Raw genomic sequence first — 24,528 nt, 5'->3', positions numbered from 1 at the left:
AGAAGCCGCCGGATGGACTTGAACACGGTTGAAAGCGACGACATCGGCACTGCGGCTGGACAGCAGGCAGTGATTTCCGCGGCAGCGAAAAAGGTCTTCGTCAAGACTTATGGCTGCCAGATGAACGTCTATGACTCGCAGCGCATGACAGATGCGCTGGCCGCCGACGGCTACACGGCGACGCAGACCATCGGCGAAGCCGATCTGGTGCTGCTAAACACCTGCCATATCAGGGAAAAAGCGGCTGAAAAGGTCTATTCCGAGCTCGGCCGCATCCGCGAAATGAAGGCCGAACGCGCCGCCGCCGGCCGCGAATTGCTGATCGGCGTCGCGGGTTGCGTGGCGCAGGCCGAAGGCGCCGAGATCATCCGCCGCTCGCCCGCCGTCGACCTGGTCATCGGCCCGCAGACCTATCACCGGCTGCCGGACGTACTGGCCAGGGTGCGCGGCGGCGAGAAGATCGTCGAAACCGACTACGCCATTGAGGACAAGTTCGAGCACTTGCCGCAGCCGAAGCGCGCCGAGGTGATCAAGCGCGGCGTCACCGCCTTCCTCACCGTCCAGGAGGGCTGCGACAAGTTCTGCACCTTCTGCGTCGTGCCCTACACCAGGGGGTCCGAAGTGTCGCGGCCGGTGGCACAGATCGTCGCCGAAGCCGAGCGCCTGGCGGAAGCCGGGGTGCGCGAGGTGACGCTGCTTGGCCAGAACGTCAATGCCTGGCATGGGCAAGGCGAAAACGGCGAGGAATGGGGCCTTGGCCGCCTTCTGTTCAGGCTGGCCGAAATTCCCGGGCTGGCGCGCCTGCGCTACACCACGAGCCACCCGCGCGACATGGACGACGAGCTGATAGCGGCCCATCGCGACCTGCCGGCACTGATGCCGTATCTGCATCTGCCGGTGCAATCCGGGTCCGACCGCATCCTGAAGGCGATGAACCGCAGGCACACGGCGGATGATTATCTGGCGCTGCTCGACCGCATCCGCGCCGTGCGGCCCGATATCGCGCTGTCGGGCGATTTCATCGTCGGTTTCCCCGGCGAGACCGAGGCGGATTTCGAGGCGACGATGGAGCTGGTGCGCCAGGTGAACTACGCCTCGGCCTTCTCGTTCAAATATTCGCCGCGCCCCGGCACGCCGGGCGCCGAGATGGCCGGCCATGTGCCGGAAGCGGTCAAGGACGAGCGTTTGCAGCGGCTCCAGGCGCTGCTTTTGAAGCAGCAGCAGGATTTCGGCTTGAGTCTCGTCGGCCGCACCATAGATACGCTGATTGAGAAGCCAGGTCGCCAGGCCGGCCAGAAGGTCGGACGCTCACCTTGGCTTCAGCCCGTTATTGTTGATGAAAAGGCCGGCGAAATCGGTGACATTATCCAGGTGCGAATCACGAAGACGGGTTACAATAGCCTGTTCGCCGAATTGGTCTGATGACCTCGGCAGATGAGGAGAGACGGTTGAGCGCAGCGGAGCTGAAGAACCTGCCCCCGGTACCGGCATCTGGGGCTTCTGACATGGCGCACATCGTACTGACTTTCGACAACAACAAGCTTGCCAGCGCCCTCTACGGCCAGTTCGACGAGAACCTCGCCCGGCTTGAGCAGAAACTGGGCGTTGACATCCGCTCGCGCGGCAACCAGCTGACCATCAAGGGGTCGGCTTCCGCCGCCGAGCAGGCCCGCCGGGCGCTCGACAATCTCTACGGCATTCTCCAGAAGGGGGTGGATATCGGCCAGTCCGATGTCGACGGCGCCGTGCGCATGGCGGTCGCCGCCGATGACCAGCTCACGCTGCCGACGCTGGAGCGCAAGGGCAAGGTTTCGGCCGCCCAGATATCGACGCGCAAGAAGACGATCTACGCCCGCTCGCTCACGCAGGATGCCTATATGCGGGCGCTGGAGCGCTCGGAACTGGTGTTCGGCATCGGCCCGGCCGGTACCGGCAAAACCTACCTGGCGGTGGCGCATGCGGCGATGCTGCTCGAACGCGGCATGGTCGAGCGCATCGTGCTGTCGCGGCCTGCCGTCGAGGCCGGCGAGCGGCTGGGCTTCCTGCCGGGCGACATGAAGGAGAAGGTCGATCCCTATCTGCGGCCGCTCTACGACGCGCTCTATGACATGATGCCGGCCGACAAGGTCGAACGCGCCATCGCCGCCGAGGTGATCGAGATCGCACCGCTCGCCTTCATGCGCGGCCGCACGCTCGCGCATGCCGCCGTCATTCTCGACGAGGCGCAGAACACCACGCCGATGCAGATGAAGATGTTCCTGACCCGTCTGGGCGAGAATTCGCGCATGATCGTCACCGGCGACCCAACGCAGATCGATTTGCCGCAGAACACCAAGTCCGGCCTTGTCGAGGCGCTCCGGATTCTCGACGGTGTGACCGGCATGGTGACGGTCCGCTTCAATGAAGGCGACGTCGTCAGGCATCCGCTGGTCGCCGAGATCGTCAAGGCCTACGACCGTGACGGCAAGCTCGCCCGCGGTCTGGGGACCGAAGGCTGATTTGATCGAGCGACCTCATGGTTGAGCCCGAAACGCCGAACGGGCCGGCTCCGCCGCTGCCCGTCGACATCGATCTGGCGGTCGAGGCCGGGCATTGGCCGGACGAAGCCGAGCTTGTCCGGCTGGTCGGCGCCGCCGCCGCCGCTGCATTCGCCGAGACGGGCGCCACGGGCCATTCCGAACTCAGCGTCGTTTTTTCCGACGATGCCCATGTCCAGGCGCTCAATGCCGGCTGGCGCGGCAAGGACAAGCCGACCAACGTCTTGTCTTTTCCGGCTTTTCCTTTCCCCAAGGGCGGTCCCCTGCCGCCGATGCTCGGCGATATCGTGCTGGCCGCGGAGACGGTGGCGCGCGAGGCGGGACTGGAAGACAAGCCGCTGGAGAACCATATTTCCCATCTCGTCATCCACGGCCTGCTGCATCTCATGGGCCATGATCACGAGACCGATGCCGAGGCCGAGGAGATGGAGGCCGTCGAGCGCGCCGCGCTCGCCAGACTTGCCATTCCCGATCCCTACGCGTAACTACAAAACACCAATTGACGGACGAAGATGAACGACAAACCTGAAACTGCCGTCCGCCCCGACGCCGGCAGTGCGACCAAGGCTTCCGATACGTCGGAAGAGGGATCAAGTCCGAGTACCATTACCCCTGGCGTTGCCAACACCGGCAGCGCTGCCAGTGAGCCGTCGCCTGCCGGGCCTTCCCTGTTCAACCGCGTTCTGGGCCTGTTCAGGCAACGCAACGGAACCAGCCTGCGCGAGGAGATCGCCGGCGCGCTCGCGGAGACGACGAGCGATGTCGAATCCTTTTCGCCGGGCGAACGCGCCATGCTCAACAACATCCTGCGGCTGCGCGAGGTGCGCGTCGAGGACGTCATGGTGCCGCGCGCCGACATCGAGGCGGTCGAGATCACGACCACGCTTGGCGATCTGCTTGGCATGTTCGAGCAGTCCGGCCATTCCCGCATGCCGGTCTATGCCGAGACGCTCGACGACCCGCGCGGCATGGTCCATATCCGCGACGTGCTGGCCCATATCACCAAGATTGCGCGCGTCAGGAAAGGCCGGGCGACCAGGAAGACACCCGCGGCCACGGTTCTCGACCTCACCCAGGTCGACCTCTCGCGCACCATAGGCGAACTGAACCTGATCCGGCCGGTGCTGTTCGTGCCGCCGTCCATGCTGGCCTCCGATCTGATGGGCCGCATGCAGACGACCCGCACGCAGATGGCGCTGGTCATCGACGAGTATGGCGGCACCGACGGGCTCGTCTCGCTCGAGGATATCGTCGAGATGGTGGTCGGCGACATCGAGGACGAGCACGACGACGACGAGCCGATGATCACCCAGACCGGTGAAGGCGTGTTCGTCGTCGACGGCAAGGCCGAGATCGACGAGGTTGCCAAGATGATCGGCGGGGATTTCGCCGCCGGCGAACATGGCGAGTATGTCGACACCATCGGCGGCATGATCTTCAACACGCTTGGCCGGGTGCCGGCGCGCGGCGAGGTGGTGCAGGCCATCCCTGGCTTCGAGTTCCATGTGCTCGACGCCGATCCGCGCCGCGTCAAGCGCGTGCGCATCGTGCAGAACCAGAAGGGCGAACGTCGCCGCCGCGCCGCGGCGCGCACCGAGCAGGCTTAAGCGCCTGCGGATGACCGAAGACGCCTTCAAGCACGCCGCCTTGGGATCCGGCGTGTTCTACAGGAATCCGCGGGCCGCGCTGGATTGGCTGGAGGCAGCTTTCGGCTTCGAGCGCAGCATGGTGGTCAGCGATGCCGACGGCAAGCTCGTCCATTCCGAGATGCGGTTCGGCGACTGCTACATCATTGTCGATTCCGAATGGAGCGACTACGTCGCCAGCCCGGCCTCGGTCTCGGGCAAGAACACGCAGTCGGTCTATGTCAGGCTGAAAGACGGCATTGATGCACATTGTGAGCAGGCGCGGACGGCGGGTGCCGGTATAATCCAGGAGCCGGCGGACCAGTTCTACGGCGAGCGCCAGTATCGGGCGCGCGATCCCGAGGGCCATGTCTGGACCTTCACCCAGACCATCCGCTCCGTTCCGCTGGAAGAGGCCGAACGGCTCGGCGACGTGCGCATAGAAGGGTGGCACCGCTGATCCATGTCGCCCTAAATAACTTCGGTTTTGGGAGGAGGACATGCACAAAAACAAAGACCTAAGGCGCGTCGTCTGATCAGTTCAAACGCGATGCGCTCCAGCAGTGGTGAGTGGGTTTCACGGCAGACCACCCGAAGTTTGGAGCGCAGGCCGCGGCCTGATAAATCTGCTGCCGTGATTCGCACGACTCGGAACAATGCATGAACCGCCTGGCCGGCCGGATAATTCTGTTTTGGGGTTGGCGGCGTGCGCTCGTGGCGTTCCTCGCGGGCGCCCTGGCGGTGCTCGGCCAGGCGCCGTACGATTTCTTTGCCGCTTGTTTCATTTCGTTTCCGCTGCTGGTCTGGCTGCTCGACGGGGCGACCGGTGAGGCCTCGGGCAGCCTGTTTGCGCGGCTGCGGCCGGCCTTTGCCGTCGGCTGGTGGTTCGGCTTCGGCTATTTCCTCGCCGGCCTGTGGTGGATCGGATCGGCGCTGCTTGTAGAGGCCGACAGTTTCGCCTGGGCGCTGCCCTTCGCGGTGGTCGGCATCCCCTTTGCATTGGCCTTCTTCTACGGCTTTGCGGCCATGGTCGCCCGGCTCCTGTGGAGCAACGACATCGGCCGCATCGCGGCCCTGGCCGCCGCCTTCGGGCTGGCCGAGTGGCTGCGCGGCTTCCTGTTCACCGGCTTTCCCTGGAACGCGATCGGCTACGCGGCGATGCCGGTGCCCCTGCTGATGCAGAGCGTCTCGGTCACCGGGATGGTCGGCATGAACGTGCTCGCCGTGTTCGTCTTCTCGCTGCCGGCGCTGCTGGCGGCGCGCACGCATCTTCGTCTTGGCGTCGCGCTGCTTGTCGTGCTCGTCGCCGCTCATGCCGGCTTCGGCTATCTCAGGCTCAACGCTCCGGCCGCGCCTGAGGCCCGCACGATCGATGTGCGCATCGTCCAGCCGGCCGTCGACCTTTCGGAAAAGTGGGACGCCTCGGTGCGCGACCGTATCTTCGCCACCTTGATAGGCCTGTCGGCCAAGGCGCCGGACCCCGGCCATGAAAAGCCGCAACTGATCCTGTGGCCCGAAACCGCGGTCCCGTTCCTCCTCACCGAGCGGCCGGACGCTTTGACCGCACTGGGCGACATGCTGGACGCCGGCCAGATGCTGATCGCCGGCGTCGTGCGCGAGGAAGGCGGTGCGGCGGCCGGTGCCGGCAGCCGCTACTACAACTCCGTGGTGGCGATCAACGACAAGGGCGAAATCGCTGACGCCGTCGACAAGGTCCATCTGGTGCCGTTCGGCGAATACCTGCCTTTCGCCGACCTGCTCGATCGTTTCGGCATCGAACAACTGGTCGCTGGCCCGGTGACCTTCACGGCAGGCAATGAGCGGCACGCGATCACGCTGCCGGATGGCGTCCGCGCCTTGCCCTTCATCTGTTACGAAGTGATCTTTCCCGAACTGGTGGCGGTTGACGCAACGTCAGCGCAGCTTATTGTCAACGTTACCAACGATGCGTGGTTCGGCGATACGCCGGGTCCCTATCAGCATTTCAGGCAGGCTCAGATTCGCGCGGTGGAGAACGGGTTGCCCTTGTTGCGTGCGGCCAACAACGGCATCTCGGCGGTTGTCGACCCACGGGGGCGCATCGTCGATGCGCTGGCGATCGACGCGCGCGGGGCCATCGACGTCCGTGTGCCAATCTCGCGGCAAGCGGTCGTGTCCGCCGGCCAGCTGCGCATTAACGGAATGCTGATCATGTTGCTGTTTGCCCTGGCTGCCGTCCTGTTCAATGTAAGGCAAAGGCTACGGGTGAATTGACAGTCGACACATTAGAAACTCATACTGTAACGCCTGAAAATTTCTCGAAGCCGGTGGATCGTTCTGTTGGGGCAGTCGCCTCCGGCTTTGTTTGGGTAGGAAAAAAATCACAAAGCCGAAAAAATTCGGCGAGGAAAAAATGACAGAAGATAACAAGAAGAAACCGAATCCGATCGACATCCATGTTGGAAGTCGCATCCGGCTTCGCCGCAATATGTTGGGAATGAGCCAAGAAAAACTAGGCGAGAACCTCGGCATCACATTTCAGCAGATACAGAAATATGAAAAGGGCACCAACCGGGTCGGCGCAAGCCGCCTGCAGGCGATAGCATCCATACTCGGCGTGCCTGTCGCCTTCTTTTTCGAGGATGCGCCGGGCCAGGAGAGCCCGGCCGGCCGCGGTTTCGCGGAGGATGCTTCGATGGCTTTCGCCGTGGAATTCTGCGGCAGCCCGGAGGGCCTTCAACTCAACCGGGCCTTCGTCAAGATCGCCGACGTCAAGGTGCGTCGCAGGATCATAGACCTGGTGAAGTCGCTGGCGTCCGAAGATTCCGACTGATCCGCAACAGGACTCGACCGGCGGCATTTCGGCCGCTGGTGGTACAAAATATCGACATCGACATTCATGCCAGAAGGGCGGCACCGCTTGACGAGCGGCGCTTCGCCCCGCTAACACGTGGCGCGCCAAATCGGCAGCCTGCCGATCGTTTTTTCAAGAGGGGACACCCGTGACGCGGCAGAACTACTTCTTTACCTCGGAATCCGTTGCCGAGGGCCATCCCGACAAAGTTTGTGACCGGATATCCGACGAGATCGTCGACCTGGTCTACCGTGAGGCCAAGAAGACGGGCATGGACCCGTGGAAAGTCCGCGTCGCCTGCGAGACGCTGGCGACCACCAACCGCGTCGTCATCGCCGGCGAGGTGCGCGTTCCCGAGACGCTGCTGAAGAAGGACAAGGAAGGCAACATCCTGAGGGATGCCGCCGGCCATCCGGTCGTCAACCCGGCGAAGTTCAAGTCGGTCGCCCGCAAGGCGATCCGCGAGATCGGCTATGAGCAGGCCGGCTTCCACTGGAAAAAGGCCAAGATCGACGTTCTGTTGCATGGCCAGTCGCCCGACATCGGCCAAGGCGTCGACAATGCCTCCGACCGCCAGGGCGAGGAGGGTGCCGGCGACCAGGGCATCATGTTTGGCTATGCCTGCCGCGAGACGCCGGACCTGATGCCGGCACCGATCTACTACAGCCACAAGATCCTCGAACTCCTGGCCGCCGCCCGCCACCAGAACAACGGCGATGCCGGCAAGCTCGGGCCGGACGCCAAGAGCCAGGTCACCGTCCGCTATATCGACGGCAAGGCCGCCGAAGCGACGCAGATCGTGCTGTCGACCCAGCACCTCGATGCGAGCTGGGATTCCAAGAAGGTGCGCAAGGTCGTCGAGCCCTATATCCGCGAGGCATTGGGTGACCTCAAGATCGCCGACGATTGCATGTGGTACATCAATCCGACCGGCAAGTTCGTCATCGGCGGGCCTGATGGCGACGCCGGGCTGACCGGCCGCAAGATCATCGTCGACACCTATGGCGGCGCCGCACCCCATGGCGGCGGCGCCTTCTCGGGCAAGGACACCACCAAGGTCGACCGTTCGGCCGCTTATGCGGCGCGCTACCTGGCCAAGAACGTTGTGGCGGCGAAACTTGCCGACCGCTGCACCATCCAGCTTTCCTACGCCATCGGCGTCGCCCAGCCCTTGTCGGTCTATGTCGACCTGCACGGCACCGGCAAGGTCGACGAGGCAAGGCTCGAGGAGGCGCTGCGCACTGTGATGGACCTGTCGCCGTCCGGCATCCGCCGCCACCTCGACCTTAACAAGCCGATCTACGCCAAGACCTCGTCCTACGGTCATTTCGGCCGCAAGGCCGGCCGCGACGGATCTTTTTCCTGGGAAAAGACCGATCTCGCCAAGGCGCTCAAGGATGCTGTCGCTGCCTGAGGGCGGCGACAGGACCTTGATCAGCCGATGAGTTCCGGGGACAGGCCAAGCCGCGCGACAGAAGCCTTCTTCGGCCGTCGGCGCGGCAAGCCGGTTCGCCCGCAGCAGGCGGCGGCGCTGGAAAGCGGCCTCGACACCTATCGGATCGATCTGACGACCGAGGCGCCGTCGGATCTGCGGGCTCTGTTCGAAGCCGATGTTTCCGCCGTTCGCCTCGAAATCGGCTTTGGCGGCGGCGAGCATCTCCTGCATCGCGCGACCGAAGCGCCGATGACCGGCTTTATCGGTGTCGAGCCCTTCGTCAACGGCATGGCCAAGATGATGATGGCGGTGCGGGAAAAGCCGCTGGCCAACCTCAGGGTCTACGACGACGACGCCACGCGGCTGCTCGACTGGCTGCCGCAGGCCTCGCTCGATGGCATCGACCTGCTCTATCCCGATCCGTGGCCGAAGAAGAAGCACTGGAAGCGCCGTTTCGTCAGCCCGGTCAATCTCGAGCGTTTCGCACGCGTTGTGAAGCGTGGCGGCGAATTCCGTTTCGCTTCCGACATCGACACCTACGTGAACTGGACCCTGCTGCATTGCCGCGCGCATGGCGGTTTCGCCTGGCAGGCTTCAGAGGCCGTCGACTGGCATCGCCCCTACGATGGCTGGCCAGGCACCCGCTACGAGGCAAAAGCCGTCCGCGAGGGCAGGCGGCCGGCCTATCTTACCTTCATCAGGACCTAGGCATCAGATCCCAGGCATCGGGATTTGGGCATCAGGATCCAGGCTCCCTTCGTGAGGGGGCGATCTTCCATCGTTGCGGGGACACAGAAATCGAATGTCGCCCGTTGGCCGGAGTTCAGAAACGGCCGATCTTGTCGAAAGCCGTCGGATCCATGCCGAGCCTGCGCAGATCCTGGGCGTGCGGCTTGCGGCTGGCTTCCACCGCCCGCGACGCGGCTACGGCGCTGCCGAATGTGGTGAAGAGATCGCCTATGGCGGAAAAAACCTTGCGGCTGTTCATTGTCATGTCCTTTCGCGTGCGGTGACGCGCTATCGCTATCGTTTTGTGCAATGCAACATAGATAGGAGCGCGGCTTGAGGACCAACAAGGGCTGTTGCCGCATGGATGGCATGCACCTGGCGCAAGCCCAATGCACCGGACATGCGCGCAGTTGGGACGGCGGGCTTGAAACACCGGGGCGGATCGTTTATATCAGCCTCAAATTCTTGGTCGGTATGACGAAGAGTGGGTCCACCCGGTCCCGCTCTTTTTTATTACCTGCCGACGGCTAGAGAATGATCGACAGGAATCGAATGACGTCAACGGCAAGCGAGAGCGACGATCGCATCATCCGCGAAAGCGGCATCGATGCGCGCATCGCGCTGATCGTCCAGCCGGTGCTGCGCGGCATCGGCTTTCGCCTTGTACGCGTGCATCTGTCCGGCCAGAACGGGCTGACGCTGCAGATCATGGCTGAGCGCGAGGACGGCACCATGACCGTCGAGGATTGCGAAGAGGTGAGCCGTGCGGTGTCGCCGGCGCTCGACGTCGACGATCCCATCGAGAAGGCGTATCATCTCGAAGTCTCATCGCCCGGCATCGACCGGCCGCTGGTGCGCAAATCGGATTTCGTGACCTGGACCGGTCATCTGGTGAAGATGGAAACATCGGTCGTTGTCGCGGATCGCAAGCGCTTCAAGGGCAAGATCGCCGAAGCCGGTGAGAACGATGTGCTGATCGAGCGCGACAAGGCGGCCTACGGTGAGGAGCCGACAGTGCGCGTGCCCTACGACGCCATTGCCGAAGCCCGGCTGATCCTGACCGACGACCTCATCCGTGATGCGTTGTCGAAGGACAATAGGGCGCGCAAGGAAGCCAAGAAACGCCGCGGCGAACCGGACGACGACGTACCGGAGGGTACGGAACCGGGCGCTACGGAAGAACACGAACAGGAAAGTTGATTGAGCTGCCAGGCCCCAGGGGCCGGCAAACAGGCTCGGGAGAAAAAACATGGTTGTAAGCGCCAACAGACTTGAACTGCTGCAGATCGCCGACGCGGTCGCGCGTGAAAAGTCGATCGACAAGTCGATCGTCATCGCCGCCATGGCTGATGCGATCCAGAAGGCGGCACGCTCGCGTTATGGCCAGGAGACCAACATCCGCGCCGACATCAACCCCAACACCGGTGAGATGAAGCTGCAGCGGCTGATGGAAGTGGTCGAGAAGGTCGACGACTATGCCACGCAGATCGCCATTTCCTCGGCGCGCGAGCGCAATCCCGACGCCCAGCTCGGCGACTTCATCGCCGAACAGCTGCCGCCGATGGATTTCGGCCGCATCGCCGCCCAGTCGGCCAAGCAGGTCATCGTGCAGAAGGTGCGCGAGGCCGAGCGCGACCGCCAGTATGACGAATACAAGGACCGCATCGGCGAGATCGTCAACGGAACCGTCAAGCGCGTCGAATACGGCAATGTCATCGTCGATCTCGGCCGTGGCGAAGCGATCATCCGCCGCGACGAGCTGATCCCGCGCGAAAACTACAAATATGGCGATCGCGTCCGCGCCTATGTCTACGACGTGCGCCGTGAGCAGCGCGGCCCGCAGATCTTCCTGTCGCGCACCCATCCGCAGTTCATGGCCAAGCTCTTCACCATGGAAGTGCCGGAGATCTATGACGGCATTATCGAGATCAAGTCGGTCGCCCGCGATCCCGGTTCGCGCGCCAAGATCGCCGTCATCTCGCGCGACAGCTCGATCGATCCGGTCGGCGCCTGCGTCGGCATGCGCGGCAGCCGCGTCCAGGCGGTCGTCGCCGAATTGCAGGGCGAGAAGATCGACATCATTCCGTGGTCGCCCTCGGCCGCATCCTTCATAGTCAATGCGTTGCAGCCGGCGGAAGTCGCCAAGGTCGTGCTCGACGAAGACGCCGAGCGCATCGAAGTGGTGGTGCCGGACGACCAGCTGTCGCTGGCCATCGGCCGCCGCGGCCAGAATGTGCGCCTCGCTTCGCAGCTCACCGGCTGGGATATCGACATCCTGACCGAGGCCGAGGAATCCGAGCGCCGCCAGAAGGAATTCGTCGAGCGCTCGGCGCTGTTCATGGAAGCTCTCGACGTCGACGAGATGGTCGGCCAGGTGCTCGCCTCCGAAGGCTTCACCAGCGTCGAGGAAGTCGCCTATGTCGATGCCGGCGAAATCGCCTCGATCGACGGCTTCGATGAGGATACCGCCTCGGAGATCCAGACCCGGGCCCGCGAATATCTGGAGAAGATCGAAGCCGAGCACGACGAAAAGCGCAAGGCGCTGGGCGTCAAGGACGAGCTGCGCGAAATCCCCGGCATCACCACCGCCATGATGGTGACGCTCGGCGAGGACGGCGTGAAGACGATCGAGGATTTCGCCGGCTATGCCGCCGACGACCTCACCGGCTGGAAGGAACGCAAGGACGGCGAGACCAAGGTGTATCCGGGCGTGCTGGCCGATCATGGCGTTTCGCGCGCCGATGCCGAGCAGATGGTGCTCGCGGCCCGTCTCAAGGCCGGCTGGATTTCCGAAGACGAGCTTGCAGCCGAAGAAGCGCCGGCTGACGAAGCCGTTGGTGCGTGAGGTGAAACCGCATCGCACAGAAACCGCCCTTGGACGTGATGAACGATCGCACCTGCATCGTCACCCGCAAGCAGGCCGAACCGGATGAACTGATCCGGTTCGTCGTCGGCCCGGATTCGGCCGTCGTTCCGGATCTCAAGAGAAATCTGCCCGGCCGTGGTTGCTGGGTGAGCGCCGACCGCCTACATATCGACAAGGCGGCGGCCAAGAACCTTTTTAGCCGCGCCTTTAAGGCACAGGTGGTCGTGCCGCCCGATCTCGGCGGCATGGTCGATGGGCTGCTTTCCAGATCCGCCCTTGGCATGCTGGGTCTCGCTCGCAAGGCAGGGGCGATCGCGCTGGGCGCCACCAAGGTGGAGAGCGCGGTGCGCGGTGGATTGGCGCTTTTCGTGCTCCACGCGACCGAAGCCTCAGACGATGGCGTGCGCAAGATCAGCCAGGCGCGGCGGGCGACCGTCCATATTGGCGGCCCCTCCATCCTTGCCTACAAACTTTTCTCCGAGGCCGAGTTGAGCTTGGCATTGGGGGGTACAAATGTGATACATGCTGCCGTCCTCGCGGGAGACGCGGGTAAGGCGGTCCAGAAGCGCATGGTTGCGCTCGACCGATATCGGGGCGGTACCCCGGACGATCTGGCAATGCTTGCGGCCGTTGCTGACGAAGATGAGGCCGCAGAGGATATGGAATGAGCGATACGAAATCGGGCGACGACAAGACGTTGAGTGTTACGCCGAAGAAGACCTTGACGCTGAAGCGCCCCGGCATGGAACAGGGCACCGTGCGCCAGAACTTCTCGCACGGCCGCACCAAGTCGGTCGTGGTCGAGACCAAGAAGCGCAAATTCTCGCTGCCCGGCGACAAGCCGGAGCCGGCGGTGGCGGCACCCGTGTTCACCCCGAAGCCGGTGGTCGCGGCGGCTCCCGTCGTGCAGGAGGCACCCAAGGCGCCGCCTCCACCTCCGCCGGCACCGGTCGAGCGCAGCGGCATGGTGTTGAACGAACTGTCGCGCAGCGAAATGGAAGCGCGCCGCAGGGCGCTCGAAGGCTCCAAGGCGCGCGAGGTCGAGGACCGCCAGCGCGCCGTCGAGGAAGCCAAGCGCCGCGCCGAGGATGAGGAGCGCCGCAAGCGCGAGCGCGAGGAATCCGCACGCCGCCAGGCCGAGGAAGAAGCGCGGTTGCAGGCCGAGGCCGAATCCCGCCGCCGCGCCGAGGAAGAGGCGCGTCGCCGCGCGCCGCAGGCCGCCGAACTGGCGACCGCCGACGAGGAAGAAGAGGTCAAGCCGAAGCGGACTGGCGCCGGTGCGCCGGTGCGCCGTCTGGTGACGCCCGAAGTGGCGCGTCCGGCCAAGCCGACCAAGGGCGAGGAAGACCGCCGTCGCGGCAAGCTGACTTTGAACTCCGCGCTTTCCGACGAGGATGCGCGGGCCCGTTCGCTGTCGTCGATGCGCCGCCGCCAGGAAAAGTTCAAGCGCGCGATGCACAATGAGCCGCGCGAGAAGGTTATGCGCGAAGTGATCCTGCCCGAAACTATCACTATCCAGGAACTGGCGCAGCGCATGTCCGAGCGCGCCGTCGATGTGGTCAAGTTCTTCATGAAGCAGGGCCAGATCCTGAAGCCGGGCGACGTCATCGACGCCGACACGGCGGAACTGGTCGCCACCGAATTCGGCCACACGGTCCGCCGCGTCGCCGAGTCCGACATCGAGGAAGGCCTGTTCAACATCGCCGACCGTCCGGAAGACCTGGTGTCGCGGCCGCCTGTCGTGACCATCATGGGGCATGTCGACCACGGCAAGACCTCGCTGCTCGACGCGATCCGCAACGCCAATGTCGTCTCCGGCGAGGCCGGTGGCATCACCCAGCATATCGGCGCCTATCAGGTCGAGAAGAACGGTCAGAAGATCACCTTCATCGACACGCCCGGCCACGCCGCCTTCACGGCCATGCGCGCCCGCGGCGCCCAGGCCACCGACATTGCCATCCTGGTGGTGGCGGCCGACGACAGCGTGATGCCGCAGACGATCGAATCGATCAGCCATGCCAAGGCGGCCGGCGTTCCGATCATCGTGGCGATCAACAAGATCGACAAGCATGACGCCGATCCGCAAAAAGTGCGCTCGGAACTTCTGCGCCATGAGGTATTCGTCGAATCCATGGGCGGTGAAGTGCTTGATGTCGAAGTATCGGCGACCAAGGGCACCAACCTCGACAAGCTGCTAGAAGCGATCCTGCTGCAGGCCGAAATCCTCGACCTCAAGGCCAATCCGGACCGCACCGCCGAGGGCGTCGTCATCGAGGCGCAGCTCGACAAGGGCCGTGGCCCCGTCGCCACCGTGCTGGTGCAGACCGGCACGCTGATGCCGGGCGACATCCTTGTCGCCGGCAATGAATGGGGCCGGGTGCGCGCGCTGGTTGACGATCGCGGCGAACACGTCAAGGAAGCGCCGCCGGCTATGCCGGTCGAGGTGCTCGGCCTCCAGGGCACGCCGCAGGCCGGCGACCGCTTCGCCGTGGTCAACAACGAGGCCCGCGCCCGCGAGATCACCGAGTACCGCCAGCGTCTGGCCCGCGAGAAGGCGGTTGCCCGTCATGCCGGCCAGCGCGGTTCGCTCGAACAGATGATGTCGCAGCTGCAGACGAGCGGACTGAAGGAGTTCCCGCTGGTCATCAAGGGTGACGTGCAGGGTTCGATCGAGGCGATCAACGCAGCGCTCGACAAGCTTGGCACCGACGAGGTGCGTGCGCGCATCGTCCATGCCGGCGCCGGCGCCATCACCGAAAGCGACGTGTCGCTGGCGGAGACGTCGGGTGCGGCGATCATCGGCTTCAACGTCCGCGCCAATGTGCAGGCACGCGCCGCGGCGGCGGCCGCTGGCATCGAGATCCGCTATTACTCGATCATCTACAACCTCGTTGATGACGTGAAGGCGGCTCTGTCGGGTATGCTCTCGCCGGAGCGTCGCGAGACCTTCATCGGCAATGCGCAGATCCTCGAGATATTCGACATCACCAAGGTCGGCAAGATCGCCGGCTGCCGTGTCACCGAAGGCAAGGTCGAGCGTGGCGCGGGCGTGCGCCTGATCCGCGACAACGTCGTCATCCACGAAGGCACGCTGAAGACGCTGAAGCGCTTCAAGGACGAGGTTTCGGAAGTCCCGGGCGGCCAGGAATGCGGCATGGCCTTCCAGAACTACGAGGACATGCGCGTCGGCGACATCATCGAGTGCTTCCGCGTCGAGATGGTAACCCGCACGCTCTGAGTTCGTGTGACGTCCGTCATGCCAGGCGGTGGCCGAGAGGCCGCCGCCTGGCAAACATTTGAGACATGAGGCACGGTCCTATCCCGCGCCCCACGCTTTCAGGATCGAGAAAAAATGCCCCGTTCGACCACATCAGGCCCATCCCAGCGCATGCTGCGCGTCGGCGAGCAGGTGCGCCATGCGCTGTCCGAAACCTTGCAGCGCGGCGAGATCATCGATCCGCTGGTCGAGAATGCCGTGGTTTCGGTGTCGGAAGTGCGCATGTCGCCCGACCTCAAGATCGCAACCGCCTTCATCTCGCCGCTCGGCGCTACGGACGCCGGCGCCGTGGTCGAGGCACTCAACAAGCATGCCAAGTTCGTCCGCGGCCGTGTCTCCGGCGCGCTGCGGCAGATGAAGTACATGCCCGAGTTTCGCTTCCGGCTCGACACCTCCTTCGACAATTTCGCCAGGATCAACGATCTCCTGAAATCGCCGGAAGTGGCGCGCGATCTGGATGCGGACGACGACGATAAGGACAGCGAATAATGGCGCGCCGCGGCAAGAAGAAGGGCCGGCCGGTCTCGGGCTGGGTGGTGCTGGACAAGCCGGTCGGCATGGGCTCGACGGAGGCCGTCTCCAAGATCAAGTGGCTGTTCCAGGCGGAGAAGGCCGGCCACGCCGGCACGCTCGATCCGCTCGCTTCCGGTATGCTGCCGATCGCGCTCGGCGAAGCCACCAAGACCGTGCCCTACGTCCAGGACGGCGCCAAGATCTACCGCTTCACCGTGGCCTGGGGGCAGGAGCGCTCGACCGACGACCTCGAAGGTCCGGTGACGAGGGACTCCGACCGGCGCCCCGTGGAGGCCGAAGTGCAGGCGCTGCTGCCGAAATACACCGGCGTCATCATGCAGACGCCGCCGCAATTCTCGGCCATCAAGATCGCGGGCGAACGCGCCTATGATCTCGCCCGCGACGGCGAGACGGTCGACATTCCCGCGCGCGAGATCGAAATCGGCCGCCTCGACATCGTCGAGCACGGGGCCGATCACACGGTTTTCGAGGTCGAATGCGGCAAGGGTACCTATGTGCGCTCGCTGGCCCGCGACATGGGCCGCGATCTCGGCTGCTTCGGCCATATTTCTGAACTGCGCCGGATCGAGGTCGAGCCGTTCACCGCCGAGGATTTCGTCACCGTCGCCGAACTGGAGGCGGCGCGCTTCGGCGAGCAGGGTCATGGCACGCAGCAACCGTCCCCCGATTCGATAGAAGCGCCGATCGATTTTGCCGCGATCGACGCGCTGCTTGTCGACACCTCGGCGGCACTCGACTGCCTGCCGCAGATAGCCATCAGCGACGATGCGGCGACGAAGATCCGCCTCGGCAATCCCGTCATCATCCGCGGCCGCGACGCGCCGGTGGAGGCCGAGGAAGCCTGCGCGACCGCGCGCGGCAAGCTGGTGGCCATCGGCGCCATCGAGCAGGGCATGTTCAAGCCCAAACGGGTCTTTGCCGGGTGAGGGCCCTCGTCTAATCTCTATGCGATATCTATCCGAGGGGCCGCATGGCAAAGGTTGAGGCGATCAAGACGCGGGCGCCGCTCAGGGCCAGGCGGCCGCCGGTCGGTGCATCGCCCGGAACGCTGATCGCCGATCCCGCGGCGCGACGCTCGGAACTGCGGCTCACCCTGATCTCGCCGCAAAAGTCCAAAACGATCGACAATGCCAGCATCGACGACGTCAATGCCAATTGCGAAAAGTGGCCGGTCATCTGGCTGGACTGCACCGGCCTGGCCAATATCGAGCTGATCAAGGAGATCGGCCGCATCTTCAGCCTGCATCCGCTGGCGCTGGAGGACGTCGTCAACACGGGCCAGCGGCCGAAGGTGGATTTCTACGAAGACCATGCTTTCGTGGTCGTGCGGATGATCGACGACGTCGCCTCGCACCGCTACGAGCAGATCACCGTTTTCCTTGGCAAGAATTTCGTCGTCACCTTCCAGGAGCGCGAAGGCGATCCGTTCGATCCGGTGCGCAAGCGCATCGAAAGCTCGGCGCCGAACCGGCTGCGCGCCCGTGGCGCCGACTATCTCGCCTATGCGCTGATCGACGCTATCGTCGACAGCTACTTTCCGCCGATCGAGGCGGCGGGCGAACTCGTCGACAGCATCGAGGACCAGATGCTGCACGCACCGCACAAGCATCAGATGCAGCAGCTTCATGGATTGCGGCACGACGCCAATGTGCTGAAGGGGGTGCTGTGGCCGATGCGCGACGCGCTGGCGACGCTTATCCGCAACGACGTGCCCTATGTGAAGGCCGAAACCAAGGTCTTCCTGAACGATACGCTCGACCACGCGCTGCGGCTGATCGAGCTGGTCGAGAACCAGCGCGACATGCTGACCGGCCTGATCGAGATGCATCTGTCGCTGAGCCAGGCACGCACCAACGACGTCATTTCCTATCTGACGATCGTCTCGGTCATCTTCATGCCGCTCACGTTTCTGGTCGGCGTCTGGGGCATGAATTTCGATCCGGAGACGTCGCCCTGGAACATGCCTGAGCTGAAGGCCTATTACGGCTATCCCTTGTCGCTGCTGTTCATGGCCGTGGTCGCGGTTGGGCTGATTGCCTTCTTCAAATGGAAAAAATGGCTTTGACAGGGATAACTTGCCGTTTTGGCGTGAAAAGCCGGCTTCGTGAATTGGGCTGGTGTTTTCTTGGGAATTGCACTATATGCGCCGCAGCTTAGCGCTATGACGCTCTGCTTGCACCGGCTCCTGCTGGACGACATCCCGGCTGAGGGCGACCCGTTTCCTCGAACAGATAAGGAAAAACACGATGTCGATTACTGCCGAGCGCAAACAGGAATTGATGACTGAATTCGCAACCGCCAAGGGCGACACCGGGTCTCCGGAAGTTCAGGTAGCCATCCTATCCGAGCGCATCAAGAACCTGACCGACCATTTCAAGGACCACAAGAAGGATAACCATTCCCGCCGTGGTCTGCTCGCTCTCGTCTCCCAGCGCCGAAGCCTGCTTGATTATCTCAAGCGCAAGGACGACACGCGCTACCAGACGCTGATCGAGAAGCTCGGCCTGCGCCGTTGACGAATTGACCGGCGGGCCTCACAAGGGCCCGCCGGTCGCGCATTTGAGCACCGGACCAATCCGATCTCGAATGCAGGTACTGGAGCGCCGCGCACCCATCCGGATGCCGGACGGACGCTCCAACAAGTTGAGTTTGCGCGTGACGCATTCCACAAGCCGCTGCTTGTGGGGTCATGCGCAGGGCCAGTCGGATCGATTGGCCAAATCCGGTTTCGAGCGTGCAGAGGGCCCCCTCGAAGCCACCCCATGGACGGTCATGGGGCAGGATTGCAGGACGCTCGCGCGGCCATCCGGCCGACATGGATCGAGCTTCCCGTTGTCTTGCCCGTGGCTGCCCGAGAAAGGAAGCCAGGGGAAAGGGCACCCGCGCACGCTGAAACGGCGCGGCCCTTTCCTCATATGAAGGACAAGACATGTTCAATCACCACAAAGTGGAAATCGAATGGGGCGGTCGCCCGCTCATCCTCGAAACCGGCAAGATCGCGCGCCAGGCCGACGGCGCCGTGCTCGCCACCTACGGCGAGACCAAGGTTCTCGCCACGGTCGTTTCGATGAAGGAGCCCAAGCCGGGCCTCGACTTCTTTCCGCTGACCGTCAACTACCAGGAAAAGACCTACGCCGCCGGCAAGATCCCGGGCGGCTATTTCAAGCGTGAAGGTCGTCCGAGCGAAAAGGAAACGCTGGTTTCGCGCCTCATCGACCGCCCGATCCGCCCACTCTTTGCCGACGGCTACAAGAACGACACGCAGATCGTCGTCACCGTCGTCCAGCATGATCTCGAGAACGATCCGGACATCCTGTCGATCGTCGCCACTTCGGCGGCCCTGACCCTGTCGGGCGTGCCCTTCATGGGCCCGATCGGCGGCGCCCGCGTCGGCTACATCAACGGCGAATACGTGCTCAACCCGCATGTCGACGAGATGCAGGAATCCAAGCTCGACCTGATCGTCGCCGGCACCGCCGACGCCGTGCTGATGGTCGAGTCCGAAGCCAAGGAACTCGGTGAAGACCTGATGCTCGGCGCGGTCATGTTCGGCCATCGCGGTTTCCAGCCGGTGATCGACGCGATCATCAAGCTGGCCGAAGTCGCCGCCAAGGACCCGCGCGACTTCACCGCGCCGGACTATTCCGCTCTCGAAGCCGAGATGCTGAAGATCGTCGGCGACGAGCTTCGCGACGCCTACAAGATCACCGACAAGCAGAAGCGCTATGCCGCCGTGGACGCCGTCAAGGCCAAGGTCAAGGCGGCCTTCGCTCCGGCCGAAGGCGAAGAGCCGAAATATTCCTCCGAGCAGATCGGCAGCGTGTTCAAGGAGCTCCAAGCCAAGGTCGTGCGCTGGAACATTCTCGACACTGGTTCGCGCATTGACGGCCGTGACCTGAAGACCGTGCGCAAGATCGTATCCGAGGTCGGCGTCCTGCCGCGCACCCACGGTTCGGCGCTGTTCACCCGCGGCGAGACCCAGGCGCTGGTCGTCGCCACGCTGGGCACCGGCGAGGACGAGCAGTATGTCGATTCGCTGACCGGCATGTACAAGGAGAAGTTCCTCCTCCACTACAACTTCCCTCCCTATTCCGTCGGCGAGACCGGCCGCATGGGCTCGCCCGGCCGCCGCGAGATCGGCCACGGCAAGCTCGCCTGGCGCGCCATCCGCCCGATGCTGCCGACATCAGACCAGTTCCCCTACACGCTGCGCGTGGTCTCGGAGATCACCGAGTCCAACGGCTCGTCGTCGATGGCAACCGTCTGCGGCACCTCGCTGGCGCTGATGGATGCCGGCGTGCCGCTGGCCAAGCCGGTCGCCGGTATCGCCATGGGCCTGATCAAGGAAGGTGAGCGCTTCGCCGTGCTCTCCGACATCCTGGGCGACGAGGATCACCTCGGCGACATGGATTTCAAGGTCGCCGGCACCGCCAACGGCATCACCTCCTTGCAGATGGACATCAAGATCGAGGGCATCACCGAGGAGATCATGAAGATCGCTCTCGACCAGGCCAAGGACGGTCGTCAGCATATTCTCGGCGAAATGGGCCACGCGCTGTCCGGCGCGCGCGCCGAGCTCGGCGAGTTCGCGCCGCGCATCGAGGTCATGCACATCCCGACCGACAAGATCCGCGACGTGATCGGTTCCGGTGGCAAGGTCATCCGCGAGATCGTCGAGAAGACCGGCGCCAAGATCAACATCGAGGATGACGGCACGGTCAAGATCGCTTCGGCGAACGCCAAGGAGATCGAGGCGGCGAAGAAGTGGATCCACACCATCGTCGCCGAGCCGGAAGTCGGCGAAATCTACGAAGGCACGGTCGTCAAGACCGCCGACTTCGGCGCTTTCGTCAACTTCTTCGGCCCGCGTGACGGCCTCGTCCACATCTCGCAGCTTGCCAACGACCGGGTCGCCAAGACTTCGGACGTCGTCAAGGAAGGCGACAAGGTGTGGGTCAAGCTGATGGGCTTCGACGAGCGCGGCAAGGTCCGCCTGTCGATGAAGGTCGTCGACCAGGCCACCGGCAAGGAAATCGTTCGCGACAAGAAGGCCGAGAGCGAAGAAAACGCCGCCTGAACTGGCTAACGGAAAAATCGAAGCGGGCGCGGCTCATGTCGCGCCCGTTTTCGTTTATGGAGCAAAGGCATGTCCGCTGAAGTGCTGAAGACGCTGTTCCATCCATTCGAGGCCGAGGCGGTCGCCTTGCCGCGAAAGGGCGAGCGCATGCTTTTTCTCGGGGCCGAATCCGGCTTGCGGACACCGCGGGACTTCGACGCCGAGCTGCACGTGGTGCAAGGCTTCCGGCCGCATTTTCGCGCGCTGCAAGCTGCGGGCTTCACTGTCACCCCGCAAACGCAAGGCGATGGCTTTGACGCCGCGCTGGTGCTCGCGGGCCGCCATCGCGGCCAGAACGAGCTGCGCATCGCGGATGCGCTGGAGCGCGTCGCCGAGGGCGGATTAATCGTCATTGCCGGCGGCAAGGATGATGGCATCGCCAGCCTGCGCAAGCGCATGGACGAGCTTGTGCCGCTCGAAGGCCATCTGCCCAAATATCACGGCATCGCCTTCTGGCTTCGCCGGCCGGCCGGGACGGACGCGTCGACAGCGCTGCGTGCCGCCAATCCCGCCGGGCTGGTCGACGGCCGCTTCAGCACGGCGCCCGGCATGTTTTCCTTCGATCGTGTCGATGCCGGTTCGAAGTTGCTGGCGGACCATCTTCCGGCCGACCTGCGCGGCCATGTCGCCGATTTCTGCGCCGGCTGGGGCTATCTGGCGGCGGAGATGGAAGCGCGTTCGCCCGGCATCTCGGCACTTGATCTCTATGAGGCGGATTTCGCTTCTCTCGAAGCCGCCAAAGCCAATCTTGCCACGGCCAGCCAGTCGGTTGCGAAAGGTTTCTTCTGGACGGACCTGCAGGGGGAGCCGGTCGAGCGTCGCTACGACGCGGTCATCATGAACCCGCCTTTTCATCGCAGCCGCGCGGCCGAACCGGAGATCGGCGCCGGCCTGATCCGGGCAGCGGCAAAGGCGCTGAAGCCGGGAGCACGGCTGTACATGGTGGCGAACCGCCAGCTGCCCTACGAGCCGGCACTGGCCGCCGCCTTCTCCAGCCATGCCGAGCTCGCCCGTGACGGCATGTTCAAGGTTCTTTCCGCGCGTCGCTGACACGCAACGGCGTGGCACTCAGTGCAGATTGGCGACGCGCCTCGAATCCTCGATGACATGTCCCTCGCCGGCCATGACCGCAAGCGGCGCCGGCCGGCCGAACAGATAACCTTGCACCACCTCGCAACCGGCTGCCCTGAGCAGTGTCGCCTGGTCCTCTGTCTCGACACCCTCGGCAATGATACTGACGCCGAGTGCTCGCGAGAGGCCGACAATGGTCGATACGACGGCGCCGGAGCTCGAATCCGTATCGATGCGGCTGACGAAGGAGCGGTCGATCTTCAGCTTGCCGAATGAAAAATCGATCAGGTAGCTGAGATTGGAATAGCCGGTGCCGAAATCGTCGACGGCAACCGAGATGCCCATATCGGCAAGCTCTTTCAGGATGGCGGCGGCGCGGTCGCGGTCCTGCATCATGGCCGTCTCGGTGACTTCCAGCTCCAGCCGCGAGGGCTTGATGCCGGTGGTCCGCATCGTGTCGCGCACGAGGCCGATGAAGTCCTTGGTCATGAACTGGACCGGCGAGATGTTGACAGCGACGAAGCAGTCGTCGGGTAAATGGCGGGCGTCGCTGCATGCCTTGCGCAGAACCCATTCGCCGATCGGATTGATCATGCCGGTTTCCTCGGCGATCTGGATGAACTCCAGAGGTGGGATCATGCCGCGTTCTGGATGGTTCCAGCGGATCAGCGCTTCATAGCCGACGATGCGGCCGCTCGGCAGGTCCAGCTGCGGCTGATAGTGAAGGTCGAAATCACCGCGCTCGAATGCGATGTGCAGCTCGGATTCGACCCATTGGCGATGATCGGCGACCCGACCCATCTCGGTATCGAAGACCGACCAGTTGCCGACTCCCCTGGCGCGCGCATTTTGCAGCGCCAAGTTGGAGCGGCGCAGGATGAGGACCGGGTCGACGCCGTCCTTGGGCATCGCCACGATGCCCACCGACAGGCTCACCGATTGCTGGTGGCTGCTGAGCTCATAGGGCTCCATCATCTCGTCGATGAGCCTCTCCACCATAGCTTCCATCGTTCCCTGAATCTGATGATCGGGAAGCAGCACCGCGAACTCGCCGGCGCCGATGCGCCCGATCTGCACGCGCTCGGGCACGCAGGCCTGCAGCCGCTTGGTGAAGGCGCGGATCAGTTCGTCGCCCTGGCTGTAGCCGATCGCGTCGTTGATCTGCTTGAACCGGTCGATGTCGATGTCGATGAGGAACATCGGGGCCCCGGTGCGGCTCGTCGCGCAGGCTGCCTCGGCGATCTTGCCGACCATCGCCGGACGCGCCAGCAATCCGGTCAGCTTGTCGAACTGGGTTTCGTTGAAGACGAAATCAGCCGATTCATCGACGCCGGCGAAGAAAGACATCGCGGCTCCCGCCGCCGCCAATGCGCAAAGGGCAGCCATGATCGCCACCATCACGTCCGCCGGCATGCCGGCAAAGCCGTCGCCAAGCGCGTGCTTCAGCCCCCAGATGCCGAGAATGAAACTGCCAATGCCCGAACTGGCTATGGTGATCAGCCGGAACACCGGTGTGCGGTTCGGGTTGCTGACGGCAGGCATTGAAAGTCCCCAAATTGCGGGACTCTATAGCCGATAGGCCCTTAAAATGAGTTTCCGCGAATGCATCCAATTTTATTGGAAGGGAATTATTTCTTCGCAGGAGAAAAGACTATTTCGCGAAATGGCCTATTCGCTCGCGCGATCCGTCTGCTTCAGCTCCTCGAGCGTCGGCATGGAAACGATATGATAGCCGGAATCGACATAGTGGATTTCGCCGGTGACGCCGGAAGCGAGGTCGGACAGGAGATAGAGTGCCGAGCCGCCGACCTCGTCGATGGTCACGGTGCGGCGCAGCGGAGAATTGCGCTGCTGGTAAGAGAACATGTGGCGCGCGTCGGAAATCCCGGCGCCGGCAAGCGTTCGCACCGGTCCGGCCGATATGCCGTTCACCCTGATGCCGCGCGGGCCGTAATCGTTGGCGAGATAGCGCACGCTGGCCTCGAGACCGGCCTTGGCGACGCCCATGACGTTATAGTTCGGCATGACGCGCACCGAACCGGCATAGGTCAGGGTGATCATCGATCCGCCATCCTGCATCAGGGCCGCGGCGTGGCGCGCGACCTCGGTGAAGGAATAGCAGGAGATGACCATGGTGCGGACGAAATTGTCGCGGCTGGTGTCGGCGTAGAGGCCCTTGAGCTCATTCTTGTCTGAAAAGCCGATGGCATGGACCACGAAGTCGAGCCCGCCCCAGGCCTTGCCCAAGGTCTCGAAGGTGGCGTGGACCGAGGCGCTGTCCTCGACATCGCAGGGAACCACCAGCGCCGCGCCGAGCTTGTCGGCAAGCGGCTTGACCCGGCGGCCGAAGGCGTCACCCTGGTAGGTGAAGGCAAGTTCGGCCCCATGTTCGGACAGTTTCCGGGCTATGCCCCAGGCGATCGAATGATCGTTGGCGACGCCCATGACAAGCCCGCGCTTGCCCTTCATCAATCCGTCCATGATCGCCAATCCTCGTGGAAAAAA

At 63.8% G+C, this 24,528-nt stretch carries 22 protein-coding genes; 19 read left to right on the top strand and 3 right to left on the bottom strand.

Annotation, left to right across the window (positions count from 1 at the left end):
* Nucleotides 1-12: 12 nt before the first annotated feature.
* The 9 genes from miaB to FJ490_RS19795 all read left to right on the top strand — a co-directional run bounded on the left by miaB (nucleotide 13) and on the right by FJ490_RS19795 (nucleotide 9,138).
* Nucleotides 13-1,422 carry a tRNA (N6-isopentenyl adenosine(37)-C2)-methylthiotransferase MiaB gene (miaB, locus tag FJ490_RS19835; RefSeq protein WP_140496812.1) on the top strand — a complete coding sequence of 470 codons (1,410 nt, stop codon included), beginning with the start codon at nucleotides 13-15 and terminating at the stop codon, nucleotides 1,420-1,422.
* An 83-nt stretch (nucleotides 1,423-1,505) separates the two neighbouring features.
* On the top strand, nucleotides 1,506-2,498 hold the full coding sequence (locus tag FJ490_RS19830; protein ID WP_224518987.1) for a PhoH family protein: 993 nt from the start codon (nucleotides 1,506-1,508) through the stop codon (nucleotides 2,496-2,498).
* Between the two features lie 17 nt (nucleotides 2,499-2,515).
* Nucleotides 2,516-3,022 carry an rRNA maturation RNase YbeY gene (gene ybeY / locus FJ490_RS19825; RefSeq protein ID WP_140728868.1) on the top strand — a complete coding sequence of 169 codons (507 nt, stop codon included), beginning with the start codon at nucleotides 2,516-2,518 and terminating at the stop codon, nucleotides 3,020-3,022.
* Nucleotides 3,023-3,049: 27 nt separating this feature from the next.
* Nucleotides 3,050-4,144, top strand: a complete 1,095-nt coding sequence (locus FJ490_RS19820) for a hemolysin family protein (RefSeq protein WP_140496806.1) — start codon at nucleotides 3,050-3,052, stop codon at nucleotides 4,142-4,144.
* A 10-nt stretch (nucleotides 4,145-4,154) separates the two neighbouring features.
* On the top strand, nucleotides 4,155-4,622 hold the full coding sequence (locus tag FJ490_RS19815; protein WP_140670881.1) for a VOC family protein: 468 nt from the start codon (nucleotides 4,155-4,157) through the stop codon (nucleotides 4,620-4,622).
* Between the two features lie 200 nt (nucleotides 4,623-4,822).
* The gene (gene lnt / locus FJ490_RS19810) at nucleotides 4,823-6,415 is read left to right on the top strand and encodes an apolipoprotein N-acyltransferase (RefSeq protein WP_140728869.1); all 1,593 of its coding nucleotides are present in this window, start codon (nucleotides 4,823-4,825) and stop codon (nucleotides 6,413-6,415) included.
* A gap of 139 nt (nucleotides 6,416-6,554) precedes the next feature.
* On the top strand, nucleotides 6,555-6,974 hold the full coding sequence (locus FJ490_RS19805) for a helix-turn-helix transcriptional regulator (RefSeq protein WP_140496800.1): 420 nt from the start codon (nucleotides 6,555-6,557) through the stop codon (nucleotides 6,972-6,974).
* 169 nt (nucleotides 6,975-7,143) lie between these two features.
* Nucleotides 7,144-8,409 (top strand): methionine adenosyltransferase, encoded by a 1,266-nt coding sequence (gene metK / locus FJ490_RS19800; RefSeq protein ID WP_140496798.1) that lies wholly within the window; start codon nucleotides 7,144-7,146, stop codon nucleotides 8,407-8,409.
* A gap of 27 nt (nucleotides 8,410-8,436) precedes the next feature.
* A complete protein-coding gene (locus tag FJ490_RS19795) occupies nucleotides 8,437-9,138 on the top strand; it encodes a tRNA (guanosine(46)-N(7))-methyltransferase TrmB (RefSeq protein WP_140523870.1) in 702 nt (233 codons plus the stop codon).
* Between the two features lie 115 nt (nucleotides 9,139-9,253).
* Here FJ490_RS19795 and FJ490_RS32745 read toward each other — a convergent pair whose 3' ends face one another.
* Nucleotides 9,254-9,418: a hypothetical protein gene (locus tag FJ490_RS32745; protein ID WP_181165285.1), complete on the bottom strand. Its 165-nt coding sequence runs from the start codon at nucleotides 9,416-9,418 to the stop codon at nucleotides 9,254-9,256.
* 293 nt (nucleotides 9,419-9,711) lie between these two features.
* Between FJ490_RS32745 and rimP the strand changes: the two genes are divergently transcribed.
* The 10 genes from rimP (at nucleotide 9,712) to FJ490_RS19745 (ending at nucleotide 22,002) form a co-directional block, all read left to right on the top strand.
* Nucleotides 9,712-10,359, top strand: a complete 648-nt coding sequence (rimP, locus tag FJ490_RS19790) for a ribosome maturation factor RimP (protein ID WP_140496792.1) — start codon at nucleotides 9,712-9,714, stop codon at nucleotides 10,357-10,359.
* Nucleotides 10,360-10,408: 49 nt separating this feature from the next.
* Nucleotides 10,409-12,004 carry a transcription termination factor NusA gene (gene nusA, locus FJ490_RS19785; RefSeq protein WP_140496790.1) on the top strand — a complete coding sequence of 532 codons (1,596 nt, stop codon included), beginning with the start codon at nucleotides 10,409-10,411 and terminating at the stop codon, nucleotides 12,002-12,004.
* Between the two features lie 38 nt (nucleotides 12,005-12,042).
* Nucleotides 12,043-12,693, top strand: coding sequence for an RNA-binding protein (locus FJ490_RS19780; protein WP_140497289.1), 651 nt, complete (start codon nucleotides 12,043-12,045; stop codon nucleotides 12,691-12,693).
* Complete coding sequence (gene infB, locus FJ490_RS19775; protein WP_140728870.1) at nucleotides 12,690-15,263, top strand: translation initiation factor IF-2; 2,574 nt, start codon at nucleotides 12,690-12,692, stop codon at nucleotides 15,261-15,263. The genes FJ490_RS19780 and infB overlap by 4 nt, the downstream gene beginning before the upstream one ends.
* Nucleotides 15,264-15,377: 114 nt before the next feature.
* Nucleotides 15,378-15,791 carry a 30S ribosome-binding factor RbfA gene (gene rbfA / locus FJ490_RS19770; RefSeq protein ID WP_140564850.1) on the top strand — a complete coding sequence of 138 codons (414 nt, stop codon included), beginning with the start codon at nucleotides 15,378-15,380 and terminating at the stop codon, nucleotides 15,789-15,791.
* On the top strand, nucleotides 15,791-16,762 hold the full coding sequence (truB, locus tag FJ490_RS19765; protein WP_140523878.1) for a tRNA pseudouridine(55) synthase TruB: 972 nt from the start codon (nucleotides 15,791-15,793) through the stop codon (nucleotides 16,760-16,762). Before rbfA ends, truB begins: the two co-directional genes overlap by 1 nt.
* Nucleotides 16,763-16,806: 44 nt before the next feature.
* Nucleotides 16,807-17,901, top strand: coding sequence for a magnesium/cobalt transporter CorA (gene corA / locus FJ490_RS19760; protein WP_140728871.1), 1,095 nt, complete (start codon nucleotides 16,807-16,809; stop codon nucleotides 17,899-17,901).
* Nucleotides 17,902-18,082: 181 nt separating this feature from the next.
* Nucleotides 18,083-18,352 (top strand): 30S ribosomal protein S15, encoded by a 270-nt coding sequence (gene rpsO, locus FJ490_RS19755; RefSeq protein WP_140496780.1) that lies wholly within the window; start codon nucleotides 18,083-18,085, stop codon nucleotides 18,350-18,352.
* Between the two features lie 413 nt (nucleotides 18,353-18,765).
* Nucleotides 18,766-20,913 carry a polyribonucleotide nucleotidyltransferase gene (gene pnp, locus FJ490_RS19750; RefSeq protein WP_140513176.1) on the top strand — a complete coding sequence of 716 codons (2,148 nt, stop codon included), beginning with the start codon at nucleotides 18,766-18,768 and terminating at the stop codon, nucleotides 20,911-20,913.
* Nucleotides 20,914-20,982: 69 nt separating this feature from the next.
* Nucleotides 20,983-22,002, top strand: coding sequence for a class I SAM-dependent methyltransferase (locus FJ490_RS19745; RefSeq protein WP_140557597.1), 1,020 nt, complete (start codon nucleotides 20,983-20,985; stop codon nucleotides 22,000-22,002).
* 18 nt (nucleotides 22,003-22,020) lie between these two features.
* Here the strand turns inward: FJ490_RS19745 and FJ490_RS19740 are convergent, their stop codons facing one another.
* On the bottom strand, nucleotides 22,021-23,565 hold the full coding sequence (locus FJ490_RS19740; RefSeq protein ID WP_140513180.1) for a bifunctional diguanylate cyclase/phosphodiesterase: 1,545 nt from the start codon (nucleotides 23,563-23,565) through the stop codon (nucleotides 22,021-22,023).
* A 126-nt stretch (nucleotides 23,566-23,691) separates the two neighbouring features.
* Nucleotides 23,692-24,504 (bottom strand): enoyl-ACP reductase FabI, encoded by an 813-nt coding sequence (gene fabI / locus FJ490_RS19735; RefSeq protein ID WP_140629776.1) that lies wholly within the window; start codon nucleotides 24,502-24,504, stop codon nucleotides 23,692-23,694.
* Nucleotides 24,505-24,528 lie beyond the last annotated feature (24 nt).

This window comes from Mesorhizobium sp. B2-5-11 (genome assembly GCF_006440835.1).
In the GTDB taxonomy this organism is placed as follows: Bacteria; Pseudomonadota; Alphaproteobacteria; order Rhizobiales; family Rhizobiaceae; genus Mesorhizobium.
Note: the sequence above shows the minus strand (reverse complement) of the source record. Positions and strands in the feature narration are given on the sequence as shown.

Coding starts and splice junctions, on each gene's coding strand:
- miaB (WP_140496812.1), top strand. CDS start 13: ATGGACTTGAACACGGTTGAAAGCGACGACATCGGCACTGCGGCTGGA.
- FJ490_RS19830 (WP_224518987.1), top strand. CDS start 1,506: ATGGCGCACATCGTACTGACTTTCGACAACAACAAGCTTGCCAGCGCC.
- ybeY (WP_140728868.1), top strand. CDS start 2,516: ATGGTTGAGCCCGAAACGCCGAACGGGCCGGCTCCGCCGCTGCCCGTC.
- FJ490_RS19820 (WP_140496806.1), top strand. CDS start 3,050: ATGAACGACAAACCTGAAACTGCCGTCCGCCCCGACGCCGGCAGTGCG.
- FJ490_RS19815 (WP_140670881.1), top strand. CDS start 4,155: ATGACCGAAGACGCCTTCAAGCACGCCGCCTTGGGATCCGGCGTGTTC.
- lnt (WP_140728869.1), top strand. CDS start 4,823: ATGAACCGCCTGGCCGGCCGGATAATTCTGTTTTGGGGTTGGCGGCGT.
- FJ490_RS19805 (WP_140496800.1), top strand. CDS start 6,555: ATGACAGAAGATAACAAGAAGAAACCGAATCCGATCGACATCCATGTT.
- FJ490_RS19795 (WP_140523870.1), top strand. CDS start 8,437: ATGAGTTCCGGGGACAGGCCAAGCCGCGCGACAGAAGCCTTCTTCGGC.
- FJ490_RS32745 (WP_181165285.1), bottom strand. CDS start 9,418: ATGAACAGCCGCAAGGTTTTTTCCGCCATAGGCGATCTCTTCACCACA.
- rimP (WP_140496792.1), top strand. CDS start 9,712: ATGACGTCAACGGCAAGCGAGAGCGACGATCGCATCATCCGCGAAAGC.
- nusA (WP_140496790.1), top strand. CDS start 10,409: ATGGTTGTAAGCGCCAACAGACTTGAACTGCTGCAGATCGCCGACGCG.
- FJ490_RS19780 (WP_140497289.1), top strand. CDS start 12,043: ATGAACGATCGCACCTGCATCGTCACCCGCAAGCAGGCCGAACCGGAT.
- infB (WP_140728870.1), top strand. CDS start 12,690: ATGAGCGATACGAAATCGGGCGACGACAAGACGTTGAGTGTTACGCCG.
- rbfA (WP_140564850.1), top strand. CDS start 15,378: ATGCCCCGTTCGACCACATCAGGCCCATCCCAGCGCATGCTGCGCGTC.
- truB (WP_140523878.1), top strand. CDS start 15,791: ATGGCGCGCCGCGGCAAGAAGAAGGGCCGGCCGGTCTCGGGCTGGGTG.
- corA (WP_140728871.1), top strand. CDS start 16,807: ATGGCAAAGGTTGAGGCGATCAAGACGCGGGCGCCGCTCAGGGCCAGG.
- rpsO (WP_140496780.1), top strand. CDS start 18,083: ATGTCGATTACTGCCGAGCGCAAACAGGAATTGATGACTGAATTCGCA.
- pnp (WP_140513176.1), top strand. CDS start 18,766: ATGTTCAATCACCACAAAGTGGAAATCGAATGGGGCGGTCGCCCGCTC.
- FJ490_RS19745 (WP_140557597.1), top strand. CDS start 20,983: ATGTCCGCTGAAGTGCTGAAGACGCTGTTCCATCCATTCGAGGCCGAG.
- FJ490_RS19740 (WP_140513180.1), bottom strand. CDS start 23,565: ATGCCTGCCGTCAGCAACCCGAACCGCACACCGGTGTTCCGGCTGATC.
- fabI (WP_140629776.1), bottom strand. CDS start 24,504: ATGGACGGATTGATGAAGGGCAAGCGCGGGCTTGTCATGGGCGTCGCC.